Annotated in this window: 17 protein-coding genes; 6 read left to right on the forward strand and 11 right to left on the reverse strand. The window is 39.9% G+C overall.

Annotation, left to right across the window (positions count from 1 at the left end; translation table 11 throughout):
- The first annotated feature begins 122 nt into the window (after positions 1 to 122).
- A complete protein-coding gene (locus tag L2735_RS11425) occupies positions 123 to 1,778 on the forward strand; it encodes an amidohydrolase family protein (RefSeq protein ID WP_248984835.1) in 1,656 nt (551 codons plus the stop codon).
- A 65-nt stretch (positions 1,779 to 1,843) separates the two neighbouring features.
- Positions 1,844 to 2,812: a CobW family GTP-binding protein gene (locus tag L2735_RS11430; RefSeq protein ID WP_248984836.1), complete on the forward strand. Its 969-nt coding sequence runs from the start codon at positions 1,844 to 1,846 to the stop codon at positions 2,810 to 2,812.
- Positions 2,813 to 3,169: 357 nt separating this feature from the next.
- On the opposite strand, the gene L2735_RS11435 is transcribed toward L2735_RS11430, so the two are convergent.
- The 6 genes from L2735_RS11435 to L2735_RS11460 all read right to left on the reverse strand — a co-directional run bounded on the left by L2735_RS11435 (position 3,170) and on the right by L2735_RS11460 (position 9,744).
- Positions 3,170 to 4,636, reverse strand: a complete 1,467-nt coding sequence (locus tag L2735_RS11435; RefSeq protein ID WP_248984837.1) for an amidohydrolase — start codon at positions 4,634 to 4,636, stop codon at positions 3,170 to 3,172.
- A 256-nt stretch (positions 4,637 to 4,892) separates the two neighbouring features.
- Positions 4,893 to 6,221: a metal-dependent hydrolase family protein gene (locus tag L2735_RS11440; RefSeq protein WP_248984838.1), complete on the reverse strand. Its 1,329-nt coding sequence runs from the start codon at positions 6,219 to 6,221 to the stop codon at positions 4,893 to 4,895.
- 321 nt (positions 6,222 to 6,542) lie between these two features.
- Positions 6,543 to 7,424, reverse strand: a complete 882-nt coding sequence (locus tag L2735_RS11445) for a mechanosensitive ion channel family protein (RefSeq protein ID WP_248984902.1) — start codon at positions 7,422 to 7,424, stop codon at positions 6,543 to 6,545.
- A gap of 374 nt (positions 7,425 to 7,798) precedes the next feature.
- Complete coding sequence (locus tag L2735_RS11450; RefSeq protein WP_248984839.1) at positions 7,799 to 8,422, reverse strand: bifunctional 4-hydroxy-2-oxoglutarate aldolase/2-dehydro-3-deoxy-phosphogluconate aldolase; 624 nt, start codon at positions 8,420 to 8,422, stop codon at positions 7,799 to 7,801.
- 8 nt (positions 8,423 to 8,430) lie between these two features.
- A complete protein-coding gene (kdgK, locus tag L2735_RS11455) occupies positions 8,431 to 9,381 on the reverse strand; it encodes a 2-dehydro-3-deoxygluconokinase (RefSeq protein WP_248984840.1) in 951 nt (316 codons plus the stop codon).
- A gap of 27 nt (positions 9,382 to 9,408) precedes the next feature.
- The gene (locus L2735_RS11460) at positions 9,409 to 9,744 is read right to left on the reverse strand and encodes a cupin domain-containing protein (RefSeq protein WP_153914153.1); all 336 of its coding nucleotides are present in this window, start codon (positions 9,742 to 9,744) and stop codon (positions 9,409 to 9,411) included.
- A gap of 299 nt (positions 9,745 to 10,043) precedes the next feature.
- On the opposite strand from L2735_RS11460, the gene L2735_RS11465 reads away from it, so the two are divergent.
- Both L2735_RS11465 and L2735_RS11470 read left to right on the forward strand, forming a co-directional pair.
- Positions 10,044 to 12,206 (forward strand): heparinase II/III domain-containing protein, encoded by a 2,163-nt coding sequence (locus L2735_RS11465; protein WP_248984841.1) that lies wholly within the window; start codon positions 10,044 to 10,046, stop codon positions 12,204 to 12,206.
- Between the two features lies 1 nt (position 12,207).
- Positions 12,208 to 14,382 carry a heparinase II/III domain-containing protein gene (locus L2735_RS11470; protein ID WP_248984842.1) on the forward strand — a complete coding sequence of 725 codons (2,175 nt, stop codon included), beginning with the start codon at positions 12,208 to 12,210 and terminating at the stop codon, positions 14,380 to 14,382.
- Positions 14,383 to 14,701: 319 nt separating this feature from the next.
- On the opposite strand, the gene L2735_RS11475 is transcribed toward L2735_RS11470, so the two are convergent.
- Positions 14,702 to 15,295 (reverse strand): hypothetical protein, encoded by a 594-nt coding sequence (locus tag L2735_RS11475; protein ID WP_248984843.1) that lies wholly within the window; start codon positions 15,293 to 15,295, stop codon positions 14,702 to 14,704.
- Between the two features lie 1,148 nt (positions 15,296 to 16,443).
- Here L2735_RS11475 and L2735_RS11480 point away from each other — a divergent pair.
- A complete protein-coding gene (locus L2735_RS11480; protein ID WP_248984844.1) occupies positions 16,444 to 16,929 on the forward strand; it encodes a VOC family protein in 486 nt (161 codons plus the stop codon).
- Positions 16,930 to 16,992: 63 nt separating this feature from the next.
- Here L2735_RS11480 and L2735_RS11485 read toward each other — a convergent pair whose 3' ends face one another.
- The 3 genes from L2735_RS11485 to L2735_RS11500 form a co-directional block, all read right to left on the reverse strand.
- The gene (locus L2735_RS11485; protein WP_248984845.1) at positions 16,993 to 17,514 is read right to left on the reverse strand and encodes a DUF4823 domain-containing protein; all 522 of its coding nucleotides are present in this window, start codon (positions 17,512 to 17,514) and stop codon (positions 16,993 to 16,995) included.
- A gap of 375 nt (positions 17,515 to 17,889) precedes the next feature.
- Positions 17,890 to 19,278, reverse strand: a complete 1,389-nt coding sequence (locus L2735_RS11495; RefSeq protein ID WP_248984846.1) for an MATE family efflux transporter — start codon at positions 19,276 to 19,278, stop codon at positions 17,890 to 17,892.
- 71 nt (positions 19,279 to 19,349) lie between these two features.
- On the reverse strand, positions 19,350 to 20,060 hold the full coding sequence (locus L2735_RS11500) for a FadR/GntR family transcriptional regulator (RefSeq protein WP_248984847.1): 711 nt from the start codon (positions 20,058 to 20,060) through the stop codon (positions 19,350 to 19,352).
- A gap of 879 nt (positions 20,061 to 20,939) precedes the next feature.
- Between L2735_RS11500 and L2735_RS11505 the strand changes: the two genes are divergently transcribed.
- On the forward strand, positions 20,940 to 21,653 hold the full coding sequence (locus L2735_RS11505; RefSeq protein WP_248984848.1) for a FadR/GntR family transcriptional regulator: 714 nt from the start codon (positions 20,940 to 20,942) through the stop codon (positions 21,651 to 21,653).
- 183 nt (positions 21,654 to 21,836) lie between these two features.
- Here the strand turns inward: L2735_RS11505 and L2735_RS11510 are convergent, their stop codons facing one another.
- The gene (locus L2735_RS11510; RefSeq protein ID WP_428848309.1) at positions 21,837 to 23,627 is read right to left on the reverse strand and encodes a sodium:solute symporter family protein; all 1,791 of its coding nucleotides are present in this window, start codon (positions 23,625 to 23,627) and stop codon (positions 21,837 to 21,839) included.
- Between the last annotated feature and the right edge of the window lie 474 nt (positions 23,628 to 24,101).

Raw genomic sequence — 24,101 nt, forward strand, 5'->3', positions numbered from 1 at the left:
CTTTACCCGCACAAGAGGAAAGGTTTCTAGTGTTAGTGATTGTTTTGGTAACTTTTTCTCATCTACATCAATTTATCAATATTTTATAGTTAGTCTATTCAAGTGATATAGCTGAGGTGTGTATGAAAAAAGTTAGCGAAGTTGAAGAAGTCAGTAATGTTGAAGATGTAAATACTCAAAGAAGGAAATTGATAACGTCTATGGCGCTTGGCGCAGCAGCGATTCCTTTATCGTCGGTAGCAACGCCAGCATCTGCAGAAACAACTCAATCAATTAAGTTAAAGCCTAATGAAAAAGGTCCATTTGATGTAGTGATACTCAATGGCCGGGTGATAGATCCTGAAACAGGATTAGATGCACTGCGCCATGTTGGTATTGTTGGCAATCGGATTGCTGCTATATCGAAAGATGCTTTGTCAGGCTCTATAGAAATCGATGCTACGGGTTTAATCGTTGCTCCTGGATTTATTGATCTTCACGCCCATGGTCAGCAGTTGCCTGCATCATGGATGCAAGCATTTGATGGGGTCACTACGGCACTTGAGCTTGAGTCTGGTGTCCTGCCTATTGATATGGCATACAAGGATACAGAGTTGGAAGGAAGACCAATTAACTTTGGTTTTGGTTCATCATGGGCGTTTGCCAGAGCAATGGTATTAGAAAAAGATTTACCTCCAGCAAACGGGAAAATGTCTTGGTTTCAAAATGCGTTTAATTACTCAGGTTGGCAAAACACCTTACCTAATGATGAACAATTAGCAGAAATCATCTCCCTCGTTGATGAGGGGGTGAAGCAAGGCGGAATAGGTATATCAATTAATGCAGGTTATGCACCTGGAATGGGGCGCAAAGAGTACTATAAATTAGCTCAACTCGCTAAATCCTATGACATTCCGACTTTTACTCATGATCGCTATATGAGTACCCTCGAACCGCAAAGTTCATTTGAGGCTTTAGGTGAGCAAATTGGTTTAGCTGCTATTACAGGGGCGCATATGCATGTGTGTCATATAAATAGTGTCTCAAACCGTGATTTACAAGCCGGTACTGATTTACTTAAAGAAGCGCAAGCGAAAGGTTTACCTGTAACGGTAGAATCCTATTCTTATGGTGCATTCTCTACAGCGATTGGCGCCGAGTTCATGCGTGGCAAAGATTGGCTAGAACGCTTTGGTGCAACAGATTACGGTGCTGTTGAGTTAGAGGGAAAACCTATGACGAAACAAAGTATTATTGATATTCAACAATCTGCACCTGGTACACCCATAAACTTTCACTTTCTAAGAGAAGATACCTCAGAGGCCGATCAAGCATTACTCGACTTGGCTGTGCTTTATCCTAATGGGGCAATCGCCTCGGATGGGATGCCATGGCTCAATGACAAAGGCATTATTGAAGGTGATGTCTGGCCGTTACCTGATGATGCTTTTGCTCACCCAAGAAGCGCAGGCTGTTTTTCCAGATTTATCAATAAGTGGGTCGTAGAACGAGAGGCTATTTCATTGATTGATGGCTTAGCTAAAACGTCTTTAATACCCACAACTATTATTGAAAAATCTGTGCCATCAATGAAAAAGAAAGGGCGAATTCAGGTTGGCTGCGATGCTGATATTACTTGCTTTGATTATGACACAATCAAAGATCAGGCGACCTTTACTAAACCTAATCAAACATCAAGTGGCCATAAATACGTCTTGGTCAATGGTAAAACCATTATTAGTGATGGTCAGCGAGTGGACATTCCTTTACCTGGCAAAGCCATAAAGCGTGGTAGCTAATTGGATTCAACTGGCACAGTTCTGTTTGGGACTGTGCCTGTTATTCGTTTATAAGGCAGGTAAAATTGAACGCGATACCAGTAACGATTTTAACGGGGTTTCTCGGTGCAGGGAAAACCACCTTGCTGAATCATATATTAACCGAAACACACAACTTGAAAATTGCGGTAATTGTTAATGATTTTGGCTCTATAAATATTGATGCAGGGCTTATTAAGTCTGAAGAAAGTTCTGTAATGACACTCGAGAATGGGTGCATCTGTTGTAGTTTAGCTGAAGGGCTCGTCGTCGCAGTGATGAGGATCCTTGCAATCAAAGGAGAAGATAGACCCGATCATATTGTTATTGAAACGTCAGGTGTTTCTGAACCATACGATATTGCCAAAAAATTTAGTGAAGAAGACTTTAAAGATTCCGCCCCTTTAAATGCGATAGTGACAACAATCGATGCTGAAAATGTGATGAAACTTGACGGGGCTATGGCTGATTTAGCCGTGCATCAAGTTGAATGCGGTGATATTGTGTTAGTCAATAAAGTTGATTTAGTGACTAAAACTAAATTAGATCAAGTGCTTCATTGGTGTAGAGAACACTCTCCACTTTCTAAGCTAATTAATGTGCAATATGGCGCCGTTGAACTCCCAATCCTATTTGATGTGGAGGAGATTGGAAAAAGAAGCCATTTACATGACGCAGCAAAACCCGACTCTGAAAAAAGTAGTTCGAAAAACCTAAAGCATCAATTTGAAACCTTTAGTTATGAAACGCAAATGCCGATTTCATTAGAGCGCATTTACCCATTACTTGAACGAATTTCAATCGATATCTACAGAATGAAAGGGATATTGAATTTGATAGAGCGTCCCGATAGGCAATGCATATTTCAATGCACCGGTCAGCGGGCTACTGTGACAGTGGGTGATGAGTGGCTTATGGATAGTGATAAAAAGTCGCAATTAGTGTTCATTGCACCGAGTGGTAAAGTTGATTTTGACAAACTAGCAAATGCAATTGATAACCTAGTTAATCAATAATATTAATGGTTTTGTTTAAGTGTATTTGTTTAAGTGTATTTGTTTAAGTGTATTAGTTTAAGCCTACGATTTTACATTATGTGAGATAGATACTGACGTATAACCAGAGCCTTTTAATACCAATCGGGATAAATAAGTGATCAGATATTACGTAGGAAAAATCGCTTAGAACAAGGCTGAAATTGCCGCTAGCTAGTTGCTCTACCTACAAAATTTCTAACGAAGTTATTAACGATTTTAACCAGTAAGAATGATCACATTCTTATGCTGATTGGTATAATATTCTCAGATATAAAAAAACGCCTAGCTTAATATGCTAGGCGTTTAAATATATTCTATTGATTGATGGGTTAGATACTAATCATGTTTGCAATGGGCATGACGATGGTAATTTTCATCAAGACCAAAATGTTCCAAAGCTGAATGCAGGCAACAATCGTAATTCGTTAATTGCTCATCATTAAGAATACCGCGTGGGTTTTCATTGCTATCGTTTAATGACACATATTCTTGATTATTTTTGTTGCTTATAAATTCAGCGGTCGCTTTTTTAAGTAAGTCAGGATTGGTCATAATTTCAAGTCCTTGAGCAGCCATAACATGTGCCGCTTGAAGGCCTGCCTTTCTACCAATACTCATCCCATTACATGCAGTACAACCCCACTGATGTGGTGGAATATGTTGAGGCCACGATGCAAACATGACGCCCATAGTCGGTACTTTCCAGCTCACATCACCTACATCAGATGAGCCGCCTACTTCTACACCATAAGGTACATTCATCACCGTTGTTGATAAACCATCTTCAGGTTTATTCATTTCACGTTGGATAGATTTAGCAAATTCTTGCTCTTCCTCTGTCCAATCAATAGGTAGGTAACGACGCATATGCTCTGTAATACCTTCAGCGAGTGCATCATTAGGAAGTAAATCATAAATACCGCCTAAGTTTGTGACCGTTTCAGTCGTTTGTGTTGATAGTGAGGCGCCTTTAGCCATATCTTCAAGCCATAACTTGTACTTACGCACATTTTCAGCACTTTTCCCGCGGTATCTAACGAGTACTTTTGCGTAGTCAGGAATAACGTTGACGGCAGCGCCACCGTTTAATATTTGGTAATGTAAACGACCAGTCGGTTCCATTTGTTCACGCATCATATTGGCAGACATGAGGAAGATTTCAGCAGCATGTAATGCGCTTCGGCCCTCCCAAGGAGATGTACCTGCATGGGAAGAAATGCCTTTCCATTCAATTAATAAATCTACTGACGCTGTGGAATGAAAATTTAACGCTGAATTGACCATAGCAGGGTGATTATGCAAACAAACATCTAAGTCATCAAAAATACCCGAAGAGACCATATAGTTCTTACCATTTAGTGCTTCTTCTGCTGGGCAACCAATCACTCGGATAGTACCATTGATACCTTCTTTTTCCATGTGGCGTTTTAACGCAATTGCAGCGCCAATAGATGAAGATCCAATTAAATTGTGACCGCAACCATGGCCATTTGTGTTGCCATTTTTGGCGGGTGTTTGCGTTGGAACGGTATCATTGCCTAATCCAGGTAATGCGTCGAACTCTACTAAATAACCTACAACGGGTTTTCCCGTTCCCCACTCAGCAACCCAAGACGTTTCTAAGCCTGATAAACCTCTATGAGTTATGCTAAAGCCATGCTTGGCTAGTACTGCACTTTCTAAAGCAGAACTTTTAAATTCTTCATAACTTAGCTCTGCAAAGTCCCATACATTAGATGCCATATCCCAAATTACATCGGATAGCTCAGTGACTTCTTGGTCAAGTTTTTTGTAGTCAGTCATATTATTACCTAGATAGTAGAGTGTTAATTTGTTGAAACGCTTATATGCTTTGCCTATGGGGTAAATCATATGGTGAAAGTGCTAGCGGGCAAACTCGGCAGTGTATGATGTGATCATCACCTTTAAACAAGGCTATATGCTTAAAGGTGGGATGTTAAAGACTGCTGATGAAAGATTAAATTGATTGTTGTAGAGGTAAGAACAATAATCAATTGAAAAGATTGGCTTAATTAATAAGCCAATCTATTTCATATTATTACATGGTGTTTTTATATATTTTGCCATCTTTCATGATCATTAGCAGGCTCTCTTCGTTTGTAACTGTTTTTAGATCTACAGTTGGATCGCCTTTTACCAATAAGATGTCAGCATAAGCTCCCTCTTTAATCACACCTAAAGCAGCTTCAGGATATGGATCACGTAAGCCACTCATTTTTAACAATTCCCCGGCGGTACCTGTCGCCATATGCAGTATTTCAGCAGGCTGATACCAAGGTAGTAAACGCTCCATCATCTTTGCTTGAAGCTTAAAGGTATCTTGATCAACAAAAAATATATCCGTGCCGAAAGTAATCTTAAGCCCTTTGATATCTTTAGCGGCTTTATAAACAAACTCCGTTCCTTTACAAACTTGCGCAAGCTTCTGATTGGAGAAACTATCTAATTGAGGCTCATGACATTCAGTAAAGGGCTGGGTACTCAAAAATACCCCTTTTTTAGCCATTTTTTTCAATGTTGCTTTGTCGAGTAATTGCCCATGGCCAATATCTTTCACCCCTGCATCAATCGCCATATTAATCGCTTCTTTATGGTAGGCATGAATGGTGACATAAGTTCCCCAGTTGGATGCCGCACTCACTGCAGCCGCTATTTCATCATAGGTATATTGAACACCTAATAAAGGGTCAGTAGGTGAGGCATAGCCACCTCCAACAGCCATTTTAATGTGGGAGGCGCCTCTTCTTAAATTTTCACGAGCACCCTTTAATACTTCAGGTACTCCATCAGCCAGTATTGCGTAACCATTTTGAACGAAGACCGGTACGTCACCGCCAACTAATGTGCTGTTTTGATTCGCAAACCTAAAATCACCATGCCCACCAGTTTGGCTGAGTACTGGCCCAGAAAGATAGATACGAGGTCCTGGAACAACACCTTGGTCAATAGCTTGTTTAAGACCAAATGTATTACCCCCCATATCACGAACCGATGTAAAACCTCTAAGTAACACGTCCTTGGCATCTCGAGTTGAATAAATTTGCGCGAATCCTGCGTCACCGCCAACGAGTGCCATTTGAGATATAGAGGCAAAACTCATATGGATGTGTGTATCTATCAAGCCTGGCATCATAGTCAAGCCGGTACCATTTATTATTTGGGCATCATTAGGCGGTAAATCTTCAGCTATTTTTACGATTTTGTTATTAGTAACTAAAACATCTCTTTTTTCTGTTAACTCATTACTGACCCCATCAAAAATACGTACATTTTCAAATAAAATAGACTCAGAAGTCTCGGTTGCGGATACGCTTTGGCTAAGTATAGAAATGGCAGTTATGGATAAGATGGCTGACATTGTTTTCATATAAAATTTCCTTGATTTAATAGTGCAAACATTCCCCTTGTTGTAATTTATTATAGAGCGTTGTGAATTTTTTGTTGGTTTTTTTGTTGGTTTTTTTGGTGTTTTAAGCCGCCTAATAAAACGCTAATTTGTGAACTGTGTTGAGCTATATAAATGGGGAATTGAATATATATGTAGACTTAACTGGAGTGATGAAGAGTGGCTATATGAGTTTTTAAATTAACTTATAAGTCCCTTTTTTAAGGTCCTTATTTCCTAATAAGGGTGTGTATTGATATAGGTTTTTTGGGGCGCTATGGCCCCTATAGTTAATTAAGTTTATTATTTTTCTGAAGAGCTTTTTGGGCTGTGAGAAATGGTGAGGCTTCCGTCAAGATGAACATCCCTTTGAGGAAATGCAATAACGACATTATGCTCACTAAATAATTCGTCTATTCTAAAGCGAACGTTACTTCTAGCGACTCTTAATCCACCTTCAACATTGGATTTTATCCAAAAATTAACTTCAAAAACTAGCGAGTTATCACCAAAATCGTCAAAAATAACTTGTGGCTTCGGATCATCCAAAATTGATTCTTGCTCTTCGGTGGCTTGCAGTATTAACTCAGCAACTTTTTTAGCAGGAGAGCCATAGGCAACTCCAATTTTTACTGATGTTCGCATCAACTTATCGACAAGTGTCCAGTTAACAACGGTATTTTCAAGTAATATGCTATTAGGTATCAGCATATGGACACCATCAACCCGTCTGAATTTGGTAGAGCGAGTATTGATTTCTTGAACTACCCCTTTTGCATTTTCGACTTCAAGAAAATCACCAATTCGAATGGGTTTTTCCCACATTAAAATCCAACCACTTATGAAGTTATTAATGATATTTTGCGCGCCAAAACCAAATCCGATGGCAACAGCTCCTGATAAGAACGCAAATGCAGTAATAGGGATGTTGATGACATCTAATATGGTGATAACGATAATACTGATGGCAATGACATACAGTAAACGCTGAATGAGGTGAATTATATTGGGGTCGGTATTACGGGTGGTTAACCTAGTGGTGAGCACTTTAACCAATAATTTCGTTATCCAGAAACCTACTAAAACCAGCAACGGAATGAGTAATATTCCCCCTAAAGTGACGGGCTGCTCAGCAATGGTAAATAGCTTATGGCTGAGGGTTTCAGATATTTGCTCTATGGTAATCAATGGGTTTTCAGCCTTATGGTGTAATAAAATCAGCTTGTTTACTGAATTAATTCAGTGATTTTATTGTTGTTTATGATTGATTCACTATTCGAAAGAATAGTCAGAATGGAGATTTACTTCCAGTAAAAAATAAATCGTTAGACTTGGCTGCGGTTAAATTGATTATGTTCAAGAGTCAAATTAGAGGGAAAGGTTTTTGATGTGGTTTTTTTGTGTAACCCATAAAAAAACACCAACGCGCTAGCATGCAACTAGCGCCGTCAGTGTCGAGTTGCCTACTGATGATTTAGGCAAATGCTGAATAAACAGCTTTATTTTTGTTGTTAATGCTTAAGCCGGCCTATATAGCCAAGCCGTATGTTAAGTGAAGCTTATGCTACGTGAGCGACAGCTTCTTTAACTAAGCGACCAATTTCTTCCCATTGACCATCTGCAATCATTTTTGGTGGTAACATCCACGTGCCGCCACAAGCCAGTACAGCAGGAATCGCTAAGTACTTATCAACATTGGCTAAACTCACGCCGCCAGTAGGCATAAATGATACAGGGTAAACTGCAGTCAATGCCTTAAGCATTGGGATACCACCAGATGGCTCTGCTGGGAAAAATTTAACGGTTTTTAGGCCCATTTCCATGGCTTGTTCAACTAAACTTGGGCTGTTTACACCAGGAATAATCGGAATGTTTTTGTCTAAGCAGTACTGGACAACTTTTGGGTTAAAGCCTGGGCTAACGATAAAATCAACACCGGAGTCGATAGCATCATCAACTTGTTCAGGGGTTAAGATTGTACCAGCGCCAATTAACATATCAGGAAAGGCTTCACGCATATTACGAATCGCTTGAGATGCACATGCTGTTCTGTAGGTGACTTCAGCGCAATTCATACCATTTTCAACTAATGCTTTTCCTAGCGGGATTGCATCATCAGCGTTTTCAATCGCGATAACTGGGATAACTTTTAATTGAGATAACTTTTCATTTAATGTTGGCACAATACTTCTCACTTATTACTAGAATTCAAAAGGCTTAAATTAGGCATGACTTGCGGGCTAATGATGGCGCCAGCATATTGAATCACCGTTCCTGCTAGCTTGTGGCCAGCTTTGGCAGCATCTTCTGTTGTTCCGCCAGTGAGTCTTGTAGCAAGATAACCAGCACTGAAAGAATCACCTGCTGCAGTGGTATCAACCACTTTGTCTACTAAGGTGGCGGCTACGCTGGTGCGATCATCTGGTGTGATAACCAAACAAGGTTCACTGCCTAATTTGACAACTATTTCACTTACGCCAAGTTCAAGCGTGCGCGAAATACATTGCTCAACATCGGTATCACCGTATAGCGCCTGTTCATCTTCAAAGGTTAAACAGGCAATGTCGGTTAATGCCAGCATGGTTTTATAGCTCGCAATCGCCTCAGAGTTGTCTTGCCATAATTGTGGTCGATAGTTATTGTCAAAAATAACTTGGCCACCTTTTTGTTTGAACTGTTTCAATACATTGAATAATACGCCGCGGCTTTCAGCGGTAAGAATCGCTAGCGAGATGCCGCTTAAATATATGGCATCAAATTCGAGTAACGATTCCGCGAGTTGATGACTGCCGGCTTGCTCAAATAAATACTTGGCTGCAGCATCGTTGCGCCAGTAAAAGAACGAGCGCTCACCGCTATCGTCAGTTTCAATGTAATACAAACCTGGCTGCTTACCTTCGACATGTAATACATGGTCTGTATTTATGCCTTCGGCTTGCCAAGTTGATTTCATCGCTGTACTGAAAGGATCATGGCCTAATGCGGTAACATAATAGGTCGCTAAATTGGCATCTTGGGTAAGGCGAGCTAAATACAATGCGGTATTTAATGTGTCTCCACCAAAGTTTTGCGCTAGCATTTCGCCTGATGGCCTTAGCTCAACCATGCATTCGCCAATTATCGCAATTTTTTGATTTTTCATATACAAGTGCCTATTTAGGGTTATCTGTTACTTAAGGAAGTCTTCTCTTGAAGGCGAGAATACATCGACCAGTACACTGTCTTGTTCTAATGCCACGGCGCCATGTTCAAAATGCTTACGGGCAATAAATGCATCGCCAGGATTCAAAATTTGTTTTTCGCCGTTTATTTGTGCTTCAAATTTACCTTGAACCACATAGCCAATTTGATCATGTATCTCATGAGTGTGCGGAGTGCCAACTGCACCCTTGTCAAAACACACATGAACAACCATTAAATCGTCAGTAAAACCAACAATTTTTCGTTTAATCCCTTCTTCAATTACTTCCCATGGATGTTCATCAGCTTTAAAAAATACGTTCATCTTGTCACTCCAAAGGGTTTTAAAAACATTGCTAATCATCAATATTTGTTTATCATAATGCTTACTTTTGATTTGTAATACAATATGTTTTTATTTGTGTGAGCTAAATCAAGTATTATTTATCGACAGATAAGTCAGCTAATTATCTGTAAAACGTTGTATACCTTGGATGTTGGGCTGGTGGTCACGAATGTGATCAAGTTCATTTTTCTGATAGGATTAGATATAACTATAACGCGTATTGTATTACTTTATGTCCAGCTCTCAAATTTCATGACTGTAAAAAGGTGACTAAACTTATGGCAACGCAACCAATATTGCTAACTGAAGCCGAGATTTCACTGTTAAGTAAAGAAGTCGGTCGTTCAAGCTTGATGGGAAAAACCATCGCAGCTAATCAAAAAGACGTCGATGCATTTATGCAACTGCCTATCGATATACCTGGGCACGGTGAAGCGGGCGGGTATGAGCACAACCGTCATAAGCAAAACTACACGTATATGAACTTAGCGGGTCGTTTATTTCTGATCACTAAGCAACAAAAATATGCTGACTTTGTCATTGAGGTGTTAGAGCAGTACGCAGATAAGTATCTGACCTTTGATTTTCATGTACAGAAGAATACCAACCCAACGGGTCGTTTATTTCACCAAATTTTAAATGAGCATTGCTGGTTGTTCTACACCAGTATTGCTTATTCATGTGTTGTTTCAGAAATGAGCGAAGCGCAGCAACAACGCATTAAAGAACGTATTTTTGAACCTATGCTAGATATGTTCACTGTTAAATATGCCCATGATTTTGACCGCATTCATAATCATGGCATATGGGCGGTAGCCGCAGTGGGGATATGTGGCTTAGCCATTGGTAAGCGTGAATACTTAGAGCATGCTGTTTACGGTTTAGACCGTGATGATACCGGCGGATTCTTAGCGCAAATATCACAGTTGTTTGCGCCATCGGGTTATTACATGGAAGGCCCGTATTACCACCGCTACGCTATTCGTCCTACCTGTGTGTTTGCAGAAGTCTTACACCGTCACATGCCAGAAGTTGATATTTACCAATACAAAGACGGTGTGATTGGCAACACAGTTCAAGCGCTATTATCTACCGCTTATCCTAATGGTGAATTCCCTGCATTAAACGATGCTTCTCGCACAATGGGCATTACCGATATGGGCGTTCAAGTGGCTGTGAGTGTTTATAGCAAGCACTATGGTTTAGATGACAACTTATTAGGCATGGCAAAAATTCAAGATGCCGTATGGATGCATCCATGTGGTTTAGCCTTATCGCAAGCATTTGAGCAAGCGAGCCAAGAACGTGAAATCGGCATGCCATTCTGGCCAAGTGTTGAGCTTAACGAAGGCCCAGAAGGCCAAAGTGGCGCACAAGGCTTTATCCGCATGCAGGATAAAAAACAAGACGTATTCCAACTAGTGATGAACTACGGCCAACACGGCATGGGTCATGGTAACTTCGATACTTTAGGTATCACTTACTTTAACCGTGGCCAAGAAGTGTTACGTGAATATGGCTTTGGTCGCTGGGTCAACGTAGAGCCTAAATTTGGTGGCCGTTACCTAGATGAAAACAAATCATATGCTCGTCAAACGATTGCACATAACTTAGTGACGATTGATGAAACCTGCCAAAACTACTTTGATGTGAGCCGAGCTGATGGCGTTCATGGTATTCCTCACTTCTTTACTGTCGACAGTGATGACATTAAAGGTATGAGTGCATTTGCCAATGACCATTATGATGGTTTTACCATGCAGCGTAGTGTGTTCATGCTTAACATTGATGAGTTAGAAGCGCCATTATTGTTAGACCTTTATCGTTTAAATGGTGAAGGTGAGCATCAGTACGATTACTCACATCAATACGATGGTCAAATTATCCGTACTAACTTTGATTACACCACATACAAAGAGTTAGACACCTTAGGTGATAAAGACGGTTACCAACATTTATGGCATGTGGCAGACGGCAAAGTGAATGACACAGCATTAGTGAGCTGGCTGCAAAACAACAATTACTACACTTGGTTAGGCACAAGTTCTAACGATAATGATGAAGTTATCTTTACCCGTACAGGTGCTAACGACCCAAGCTTTAATTTACGTAGCGAGCCAGCATTCACGCTTCGCAGTAAAGGCGGTAATACGTTATTTGCCTCAGTATTAGAAACGCATGGCTATTTCAATGAAGAATTTGAGCAGTCAGTGAGTGCCCGTGGCCAAGTTAACAACATCAAGGTGATTGGTCACAACGAAGTGGGTTCAGTTGTCGAAATTGAAACCGCTAACACTGTGGTGACAGTGATGATAAGCAACCAAGCGGACGCGACGAACAGCACTGAACATCATATTGACTTCAACGGTCAAACTTATGCTTGGACAGGCTTCTATGCTGTTTCAAGTCATGCAATCTCAGCCTCAACGCAGGAGAAGTAAGATGAGCTATCAACCATTATTAATTAGCTTTGATGAAGCCATCGAGCTGCGTAAAGAATTAGGCAAAGATACGTTATTAGGTAATGCATTAAGCCGTGACATTAAACAAACTGATAGCTACATGGCTGAAGTGGGCATTGAAGTGCCAGGCCATGGCGAAGGCGGTGGTTATGAGCATAACCGCCATAAGCAAAACTATATCCATATGGATCTTGCTGGCCGTTTGTTCTTAATCACTGAAGAGACTAAGTACCGTGATTACATTGTCGATATGCTTACGGCATACGCGACTGTGTATCCAACACTTGAAAGCAACGTCAGTAAGGACTCTAACCCACCGGGTAAGTTGTTCCACCAAACGTTGAATGAAAACATGTGGATGCTTTACGCCTCTTGCGCATATAGCTGTATTTACCACACCTTAAGTGACGATCAAAAACGTTTGATCGAAGATGATTTATTAAAGCAAATGATCGAAATGTTTGTGGTGACTTATGCCCACGATTTCGACATTGTGCACAACCATGGTTTATGGGCTGTAGCTGCTGTGGGTATTTGTGGTTACGCCATTAATGACCAAGAATCAGTAGATAAAGCACTATATGGTTTAAAACTTGATAAAGTGAGCGGTGGTTTCTTAGCTCAGTTAGACCAATTGTTCTCGCCAGATGGCTATTACATGGAAGGTCCTTACTATCACCGTTTCTCACTACGTCCAATTTACTTGTTCGCAGAAGCCATTGAGCGTCGCCAACCTGATATTGGTATTTACCAGTTCAATGATTCAGTGATTAAAACCACGTCTTATGCAGTATTTAAAACCGCATTCCCAGACGGTTCTTTACCAGCATTAAACGATTCATCGAAAACGATTTCGATTAACGATGAAGGCGTGATCATGGCAACATCTGTATGTTTCCATCGTTACGAGCAAACTGAAACCTTGCTAGGTATGGCAAACCATCAGCAAGATGTTTGGGTGCATATTTCAGGTCAAACGTTATCAACAGCGGTAGCCAATGCAGACAATATAAAACCGTTTAACTGGGGCAGTTTGTTTGTCACCGACGGTCCAGAAGGCGAGAAGGGCGGCGTGGGTATTTTACGTCATCGTGACGCCCAAGATGATGACACTATGGCGCTGATTTGGTTTGGTCAGCATGGTAGTGATCACCAGTACCATTCTGCGTTAGACCATGGTCATTATGATGGTTTGCATTTAAGCGTGTTTAACCGCGGCCATGAAGTGTTAAATGATTATGGCTTTGGCCGTTGGGTGAACGTTGAGCCAAAATTTGGCGGCCGTTATATCCCAGAAAATAAATCATACTGTAAGCAAACGGTTGCCCATAATACGGTCACCGTTGATCAGAAAACGCAAAACAACTTCGACACAGCAACGGCTGAATCTAAGTTTGGTCAAAAGCACTTCTTTGTTGCTGATAACCCTGCATTGCAAGGCATGAGTGGTGTCATTAGTGATTACTATGATGGCATTACTATGCAGCGCAGCGTGATATTGGCTGAGCTTGAAGAGTTTGAAAAACCATTAGTGGTTGATGTTTATTTAATTGAAGCAGATGCCGAACATCAATATGACTTGCCTGTACATTACTCTGGCCAAATCATTCGCACTGACTTTGACTACAAAGTTGAAAGCAAGCTAAAGCCATTAGGCGAAGACAATGGCTATGAGCATTTATGGAATGTGGGTAGTGGCGATGTTGAAGCGAGCGCCCTAGTCACTTGGCTGCATGACAGCAGTTATTACAGCCTAGTCACTAGCGCAGTTGAGCACAGTAAAGTGATTTTTGCGCGCACGGGTGCTAATGACCCAGATTTTAATATGCGTAGCGAGCCTGCGTTAATTATGCGTCAATCGGGCAAAAACCATGTGTTTGCCTCGGTACTTGAAACCCACGGTTACTTTAACGAGTCTACTGAAGCATCACTTAATGCTCGCGGTGAAGTGAAGTCAGTGAACGTAATGGGCCATGACGACATTGGTACGGTTATCCGTATTGAAACAGTTAAAGGTAACGACTATTACTTTGCTATTTCAAACGAACAAGAAGCTAAACATGCACAAACTCGTACCGTGAAGTTTGACTCTCACTACTACACCTGGACAGGCGCATTTGCTCAAGTTGAGCCTACCGACGTAGAACCTAAATAAGTAAAGCCTGCATAAGCAAGTTTAAACTTGATACTAAAATGGGAAGCAATCGCTTCCCATTTTTGTGTCGTGATTATTTTGTATCGTGATTATTATCTCAATAAAAATCATGGCGGTAATTTATCCGAATCAATAATCACCATACTCATATACGACCGTAATCAAAGTTTGAGCATCTTCAAACACTCTTTTGGACAATTCCGTGTTAGAAACTTTATTAAATTAGTATTTAATGGATTATTTAATTTAAAGTATTGCAAACACTTATAACCTCGTGAGCAAATTTGAACATCCACTAATAAAGTCACTGTATTTCATGTTAGCTCGCTCGCTTATTTGTGGTTTGATATGTGGTCATTTCAACCTTTGATAGCAGTTCTAACTGCTGCTTTACAGTCCAGTGTTTGTTCTTTTTCTTACCATCAAATTCTACTTCTAGATGAATGCCTTTAACGTTTTTGATCCATTCTAATTTCAGTATTCCATACCTCATACATTTACCATCCTCATCAACTAGAGTCTGACGTTGTGGATCATAAGGGTGATAAGGGATAACCAAGCTAAATTCAGTTTTAGGTGGGATAATAAGTAGTTCACTTGCTAATACAGGCGTCTCGTTTATTGCGCTGTAATAAACTGGTAATTCTTCACTTGTTTGCTCACAAAATGCCTTTATATTGATCTTTTTTACTGGTTTTTTCGATCTATTCATACATTCGCAAGCTAATGTACTTACATGAACCGCTCCACCATTAATCACGATACCCATGTGGTCTTCTACAAACAACACTTTTGACTTTACGAGTCTTGAACGTTTTGCCCTGATTGAATTAAAACCCCAAACAATAAACGAAACTAAAACGCCTGCTACAGTGGCTGTTACAACTTGCACTAACATACTTAGTTGCTCCATACACCGCCCCTTGAAATACTTATATAGTAATACCGTGCAAATCATCTGGCATAGATGAGAACCTTATCATTACATAAACTTACGATACAACGCTAACAGCTTTCATATCCATAAACCCGCCACTCATCAGTAATACGCACTATAGCGAATAGTTTTCACTTAAACTTTTTTGCTTCTTTGAGAATAAGGTGCTGGGCGTTGTGACATGGCATTGATAAAGAAAAGTAAGTCACTTTGTTGTTATAGAGTGTGATTTAAAAGACGCTCTAAATTGGAATGGGGCAAAAACGAGTTACGAACACTAACTTTATACTTCATTTTAATTGACTTATATACTGAAGGCCAACACCTCAAGCTAATCTATTGCCTGCCGCAGGCTTATGTGCAGATGCATCCAAGACTCGCCGTAAACACATCCATGTGGGCTCTGCGAAAACATCCATGTTTTCGAAGGTCTTGAACGCACCTACACTGGAATTATTTTCTCTTCGATTTGGCTATATTCTTGGTAATTAAAAACTACAAAGACCAAGAATCTAATCAGCTAAAAGACTCAATTTGAATTGAGCATTCAAGCCTAAGAATAATTTCAGAAAATAATTGTGGATATAAACGAACCTGTAAGTGCAATAAATCCCCATTGAAATTGCTGAAATGCGTTGAAGAAAATACCGTAAGCCTGACAGGATGTCAGGGTAGCTTTAGTTGGCCATGGATGGCGAACCTGAGGCGGTAGTCAATTCGCTCTGTAGCATGAAGAACAACATTTCGTCGGAACGGCAAGGGATGTCGAGAAGGGAAATGCTGTTGTTTCCCTTTCGTCTGGTATGGGCGAAGCGCAACGACTTTGACTTTTTAAAATAGTAACCAAAGTTTGGCGCAGAAATGCGTTACTCCTAACCCGTTTCTGCCTGCAAAAAATACAATAATGATCAAACTTTAATATGAACGCATAACTCACAAAGTAAATTCACCTAATAAACTTATCATACCAACTCATACCAACTCATGCCAACTCATACCAACCTAGCCATAACTTTAAATTATTAATTTAATAATTTTTAATAATTTTTATTTATTTATATTTAGACTTAATATTACCTCATCGAAACAGAACACAGTTTCACTAATAAAATTTGAGGTAAATTATGAAAATGAATCACGTCGGTATCATGGTTGGCGACATGAACACAGCAGTTGAGTTTTACACTAAAGCTTTAGGTATGAAAGTTGTCATGGGCAACACTAAAGTACAAGAAGAGCGCGAAACAGCTATCGGTAGAATGTGTATTGCGGTATTCGGTGAAGGCTTTAAAGGCTTTAATATTGCTCATTTGCTCACATCAGACGGTATCGGCTTTGAGCTTTTTGAGATGAAAGATCGCCAACAACGTCACGAAGTTGATTTCTCTCGTATCGGCATCTTCCACTTCTGTTTACAAACCGATGACTTTCACGGTGTCATCGAACGCACTCAAGAGCTTGGTGGCAAAGTCCGTATGGATATCATGCGTTACCATCCTGAAAGTGATAACAACACCTCACAAATGGTCTATTTGGAAGATCCATTTGGAAACTTATTCGAGCTATACTCGCACACCTATGAAGAAACATACTCTGCAGAATACGAGTAATTGTATCTTTAGATAAGCAAAGGCCGACAGAAATGTCGGTCTTTTGCGTTAGTTTTATTACTGTTACTTATAGAGACTCTCAACATATTGATTTGTTGGTTCAGCTAAAAGATCTTGTGGGTGATCGCCACCGAAAGTTGCCCATTGGCTTTTACCTGAATAGGTAGAGTTACCGATTTCTTGTTTGGTTTTGGCATCATAGGTAATGATTTGAATTTCTACCTTATCGGATTTGCCTGACCATTCAGTCGATCGATCCTCCCAGTGCAGAATTATCGGTTGAACATAATAACCAAACATTTCCGTATCGATGTCTTCTAGGCATTGCTGCTGTTTGCAGTCTGAAGTCACTGTGACTTTCCGAGCATTTTTTGCAAATGCATTTCTTACGGCATTTGCCGTCATACGGCCCGAGTTCGGGTAATCTATTTGTTCATACCAGCCATCCTCAGGTGTTGAAATGAGCACCCCAAGGTTACGATCTAATTTTACTTCAGGCGTTTGCAGTTCATTTTGCTGATATGAAGAACTGCAACCTGTGATAATTAATAAGGCTACAGCTGAACAAATGATATTTTTATTCATATTAATCACTCCTTTGATACTTCAACTTTTTATCAATAATAATTATTTATCTGAGCTTCAATTGTACTGTTAAATGCAAGACAACTGCTCAATATTATTAATAAGGCTAGATTAGGGCCTGTTGATCTTTGCTGGTTAAGTTTTGTTCGAAATAAAAGCGTTTTAATTGAGACGATGGATTGATGCCTAGTCATCTAAGCAAAATTCATCTAACAAAGAGTAAAACGTTTTTAGCCGAACCCTTCGGGCAACGTTTGTTGACCATTTTTACTGCGTTATCGACGTTTTATGTAGAATAACTACACTACAAAGTCTCTGCCTTGTATAAATGGTCAACAATTCGCTGCAAAAACAACCTTGAAAGAGCAACAGGCCCTAATAACTTAGCTTTTCTGCATCATGATGGCTAAATTCTTTTACCGCTTTACGGGCTAAAAATCTAAATGGGAATGCTTTAATAATTTCTTCAAAGGGCTGAATCGCAAATGCCCAGAATATCGACGCATCAAAATACAAAATCAGTAGGGCACATAGCGGAATTGATATCAGCCACTGGCCTGTAAAGTTGATTTTAAATACTGCAGTTGTATGTCCCATGGCTCTGAGTATATGACCATGCACAGTGTTGTAGCCTCGCACGAGTGGCAAGATGATATAAATCGGCGCAATAATGGCTAACGCTTGGTAAGTTTCATCGGCCATATCAGGGTAAATATCAGCAATCCAAAAACTTAATACAAAAAAGAACCCCATGGTAACCAGAGATATGGCAACCGCCAGTCTTATGCTGATATTAACGTTTTCTTCTAAATCGTTGAGCTGCTTAGAGCCAATAGCTTGGCTTATCGATATGGCAGAAGAATGTGCCCAAGCCGTTATAAACTGTCCGCCAGCTCGCATCCAAGGTAAAACAAGGGTAATAGCAACATACGCATTAATCGATAATTGTGAGTACAGCAGTTGATAAACGCTAACACCAATAGACAGCATGGTGACATTGGCTGCCACAGGGAATATTTCAATAAAATGCTTGCGCATATTAGCGAAACCTTCTTCGATATTGACTGCCAGTTTTAGGTTGAGGTTATCTAGGGTGGATACGCAAAGTGCAAGGTAAATAAAGCGCACGAAAATAGCCACTAAACTACCCACTGCGGCGCCAACAACCCCGAGTTCTGGAGTGATAGTGACGCCATTTATCGTTGTGCCATAGATAAAGGCATAAGACAGCGCAGCATTGATTGGCAGTTCAATTAAGTAGCCCTTAAAGGCAATTTTGGTTTTACCTAAGCTATTAAATAAAGCGATAGATACTTGAGTTATGGCGTTAAATAACACCACATATTTAGCCACAGTTAAGTAGCGAAGAACCTCTGCTTGTAAGGCTGTGTCACTAGTAATGAGTTGAACAATGGATTGTTCGAACAACAGCAGAATTGACCAGAAAAGCAGTGCCACAGAAAAATTGATACTCATGCCAGACCAGCATGATTTGGTGAGCGCGAGGGCATTTTTAGAACCAACAGCTCGGCTCATCACCAATTGGGAACCATTAGCCAGCGCCATTTGAATGCCCATGATAAAAGCAACAATGGTAGTTGCGATCCCCATTGCAGCCAATGGGATTTCTCCCAGTGGCGACACTAACAGGGTGTCGATCATTAACATGGATTGCATCAGCAGGGCGTTTAACGCTAAAGGCCAGGCTAATGCAATATTACTGCGTACGTATGGGTTGCGAATATAGTGATTAATGAGTTGCATGCTCACCTACCATTATTTGTGCTGTCGTCATCAAATCTTCCTTGAGATGGTTCTATGTATTATTGCAAACCTTAAACTGCAGGAACTTCAGAGAAACGTTGGTTATCGTCTTTTAATAATTGCTGGCAGTAACTGCGAGCTTGGTCGGCATCGCCAGACATAATGGCATCATAAATGCCCTTATGTTCATTAATACAAAAACGACCACCTTCAGCGGAATGATCAATAAACAGCTTAAATATGGTGGCTAAGATATTACCGAATGGGATATAAAATTGGTTCTCAGTCGATAAATAAATGGTTTGGTGGAACAAGTGATCGTTAATTGTCCATTGCTCATAGTCAAATTCTTCGGCAGCTTTAATCATATTTTGTATATAAACCGACAATTGCTTGCGCTGCTCAATGGTGGCGTAACTTGCCGCTAAGGCACAGGCCTCGGGTTCAATGGCCTTACGTAAGCCTAAGAATTTGCTTAAAAAGACTTCGGTGTTTTCAAGGCCTTGGATCCAATCTAATAACTGAGGGTCGAGAAAGTGCCAGTTCGCTCTAGCTCTTACAGTGGTACCCACTTTAGGTCGCGATTCAATTAAGCCTTTTGCAGACAATAATTTAGTTGATTCACGCAGTGCTGTACGACTCACACCGAACATTTCACATAATTCCATTTCACAAGGAAGTCGCTGCAATGGCTCGATTTCACCCGACAATATTTTACGGGCAATTTGTCTAGCAACTTGCACGTGGACTCGTCTGCTTGAATCTTCTACTTTTATGAACATGATCTTACGATCCTTTTAAATATGAAAATTAACTCAAAAATATCGATGAGGTCAGAACATTGGCTTAAAAAAATATAGGTGGCGCATTTGGTCCAATACAGTGTTCGTCATAGATAGTTATAAAAGTGATGTTGCTTGCTGGTAACAATAACCCTCATTGAGTTTATTGTTTTAAAGGCTGTTATAGAGCGGGGTATTGTATGAGTTTGATACATCAAACCCTGTTGCATACCTTAACAATTGAAAGAGCATAAAACGCCAGTAATGCAGATGTTGGCAAAAACTTTACGCCCTATAGGTTAAGAATAGACCTAATACCTGGACTTACTATACTCATCATTTCCTGTTGTATTATACTACAATATGTAAAGATCTTATAAAACCTGTTTATGTTGTTAAGGGTGGCTAAAAGTTGTTGTAACTCACATATATTAATAAATTTTGTATTTTTATTATTATTTTTTAATTATTTTCACCGTTAAAAAAACTGCAATAAATAGCTTTTTATTGTCGTACAAATAGGTGTAAGCTATCAGTATAAAGGTTGATTTTTTGCTAAGTGATTCAGTTATAACAAGTTTGTTAGTCTTATGTCGCGAAATATTCACCAATGCCCAATTGATAAAAAATTGTAACGTAATGATAGTTATGAAAAAGAAACAAACTCTGCTTACTGCAAGCTACTTGTTTCATATTTTATTTTGTCATCTATTATTTTATCGCTTAATTAACTGACTCTTATTTGTATGATTTAAGATGACAGCAAGTCCCTAAACTTGTTATAAATCAGTGGTGAAGTGTAAATCTATAGCGTTTTAGTCTTAAATTTATCATGCTATATTACGCATATAATCCCTAAAACAGCGTTGCGTAAACACAATGACCAATGGCTTCAACTCAATATCAGGGGCTAAGCGTAGTCTTCATTTACACGTTGCCCGCGAAATCGCCCGTGCCATCCTTTCTGGTGAACTTCCTCAAGGCAGCATTATTCCTAGTGAAATGGTGTTATGTGAGCAATTTGGTATTAGCAGAACGGCATTGAGAGAAGCGGTAAAATTGCTGACATCTAAAGGATTACTGCAATCTCGCCCTAAAATTGGTACTCGTGTTGTTGATAAAAGTAATTGGAACTTCTTAGACCCACAACTTATAGAGTGGATGGATGGTCTGACTGATATCAATGATTTTTGTAATCAGTTTTTAGGATTTCGTCGAGCGATTGAACCTGAGGCATGTGCTTTAGCAGCGCAAAATGCCACAGTTGAGCAACGCAAAGAGTTATCTTCAGTGTTTCAGAAAATGAGTGAGCTAAACTCTGCTCCTGTGCTGGATAATGAAGAGTGGATCAAGATAGATATTCAATTCCATCGGATTATTTTCTTCTCGACAGGTAATGATTTTTACCTGCCATTTGGCAATATTCTTACCACCATGTTTGAGCATTTTATTGCCCACTCGTCTGAAGAAGGTGGTACTTGCTTCAATGAGCATAAATTGATTTATGAAGCGATTATGATTGGTGATTCGGCCAAGGCACGTGAAATGTCACAAGATCATTTACAGTCAATAAATCACCGTATAGAAGCCTAAGTTATAAATAGAAGCCTAAGTTACGGATAGAAGTTATAGATTGGCTAAGCATTAGTTTAATTGAACAATGAATAAAAAAACGACAGCCTAAGCTGTCGTTTTTTATTGTCCGAATTTAGCAAGTGAGGTAAACCTTAATGATTTGGCAAAGGTTTGCGACCTTTGCCTAATCTCTATTTGGTTTTATTTGGCTTCTACCTCAGCTTTTGCAGCTTCTGCAGCAGCCTCATCTTCAACTTTGCTATCAACCGCATTAACCAGTAATAGACCCACTGAGAGTACAATCACGCCACATAACACAAATATCATACGTGACCAGAACGGATTCGGTAGCATGAACATTGCCATGACAAAGATACCAGCTACTGCGATAAGTGTACCCAACATACGACGTTGTTTATTATCAAGCTGCTTTTGCGCATTGCCTTCAGAAACAAGTGGCGTCGCTAAATTCTCAAAGAACTTATCAACATTCTTCTGACGTTCTTCAGTTAAAGGCTTGTAGAACAATGTTGAAGCTACGAAGAAGCCTGCTGTAAACACAACGTGTGCCATAAGACCAATCGCAACCGTTAAGTCAGACCATTCACGTCCAGTTAAAGCTTGTTCAAGACCCAGTGCATTTTCTACCATTTCAGCGGTAATAACGAAACCGACTATGTAAGAAACAAAGCCACCGACAACCAGTGTTCCCCAAGCTGCCCAGTCAGGTGTTTTCTTGATGAAGAAACCACAGAATGCTGGAATTGTCATTGGGAAACCAATCAAGGCACCCACATACATCATAGTATCAAATAGACTTAACCCTTTAAGCGAGTTGATAAATAACGATACTAAGATAATCGCAATACCGAAGAAGGTTGAAGTCAATTTAGACACTAACATCAACTCTTTTTCACTTGCATGCGGACGTACAACTGGCTCGTAGAAGTTTTTAACAAAAATACCAGAATTACGGTTAAGACCTGAGTCCATAGATGACATGGTTGCTGCAAACATTGCTGCAATCAATAATCCGACCATACCTACTGGCATGTATTCTTGTACGAAGTATAGGTATGCAAAGTCAGCTGCTTTGCTGCCCGCTTCAGGGTATATCGCCGTTAAATCAACGCCCGAACCTGCTAAGTACCAGCTTGGTAGGAACCAAATAACTGGACCAATACTCATTAGAATACAGGCAAGTAATGCCGCTTTACGTGCATTTTTAGAATCTTTAGCCGCTAAGTAACGGTAAGAGTTCAACATGTTGTTGGTAATACTGAACTGCTTTAAGAAGATAAATACTGCCCAAACACCAAAGATACTCAGGTAGTTAAGATCGCCACCAGACACAAATGAATCGGTCGGGAAGTTATCGATAATATTGGTGATACCACCGCCATGAACATAAGCCATTACCGCACAGGTAATTGTCACAGCCATGATGATGACCATTTGCATGAAGTCAGATGCAATAACCGCCCATGAACCACCTGTTACTGACATCACTAATACAACCAAGCCTGTTAGTACAATGGTAGTGGTCATATCAAAGCCGAAGATACCTGAGGCAATAATAGCAAGACCGTTTAACCAAATACCGGCAGTGATGACACTGTTTGGCATGCCCGTCCAAGTGAAAACTTGTTCGTTGGCATTACCAAATCGCATACGAATAGCTTCAATTACGGTTACTACACGGAGTTGACGGAATTTAGGTGCGAAGTAGACGTAATTCATTAAGTAACCAAAAGCATTGGCTAAAAAGAGAATCGCGACACTAAAGCCATCGGTGTAGGCTTTACCAGCTGCGCCTGTAAACGTCCAAGCGCTGAATTGAGTCATGAAGGCGGTAGCACCGACCATCCACCACAACATACTTCCGCCCCCACGGAAATAGTCACTGGTATTGCTTGTAAATGTGCGGAACATCCATCCTATTGCAATTAAGAATAGAAAATAGATTCCTACTATGATTGTATTTAGCTCCATTTTTATAACCTTTTCTAAGAGTAAATCTATGGGAACCAACTTCAGCGTAATGCTGAAAAAAACTTTAACAACCAACGTATTAAGGCTGATTTTTATAAAGTGCTTATGTAAATCATTGATAATTTACTGTTATGCGCATATCAGAGGCTAGGTTGGTAGCGACTGTGGCCTCGTATAAATGGTGAGGGCGCATACTGTTTTTCAAAAAGACTCAGCAAACTTGTTTTGTTGTGAACTCAAATAATAGTAATCGCTGTCTATTAGAGTAAACACATCATGTCCCCATGCACTTAACAAAGGTTGCTCGATATCTTTCGATTAATTATCTAAAAATGATATTAACATAATACAATATCAATTGTGAGATACGTATCAAATTTCGTTGCAGTATTTATCTGTGAATATTGGTTTTAAATTCAAGTTGTTGATATTAAATGTTTTTGGTGATTTGGGATTCATTGTTTTTAATTGCAT

It is taken from the genome of Shewanella olleyana (assembly GCF_023283825.1).
In the GTDB taxonomy this organism is placed as follows: domain Bacteria; phylum Pseudomonadota; class Gammaproteobacteria; order Enterobacterales; family Shewanellaceae; genus Shewanella; species Shewanella olleyana.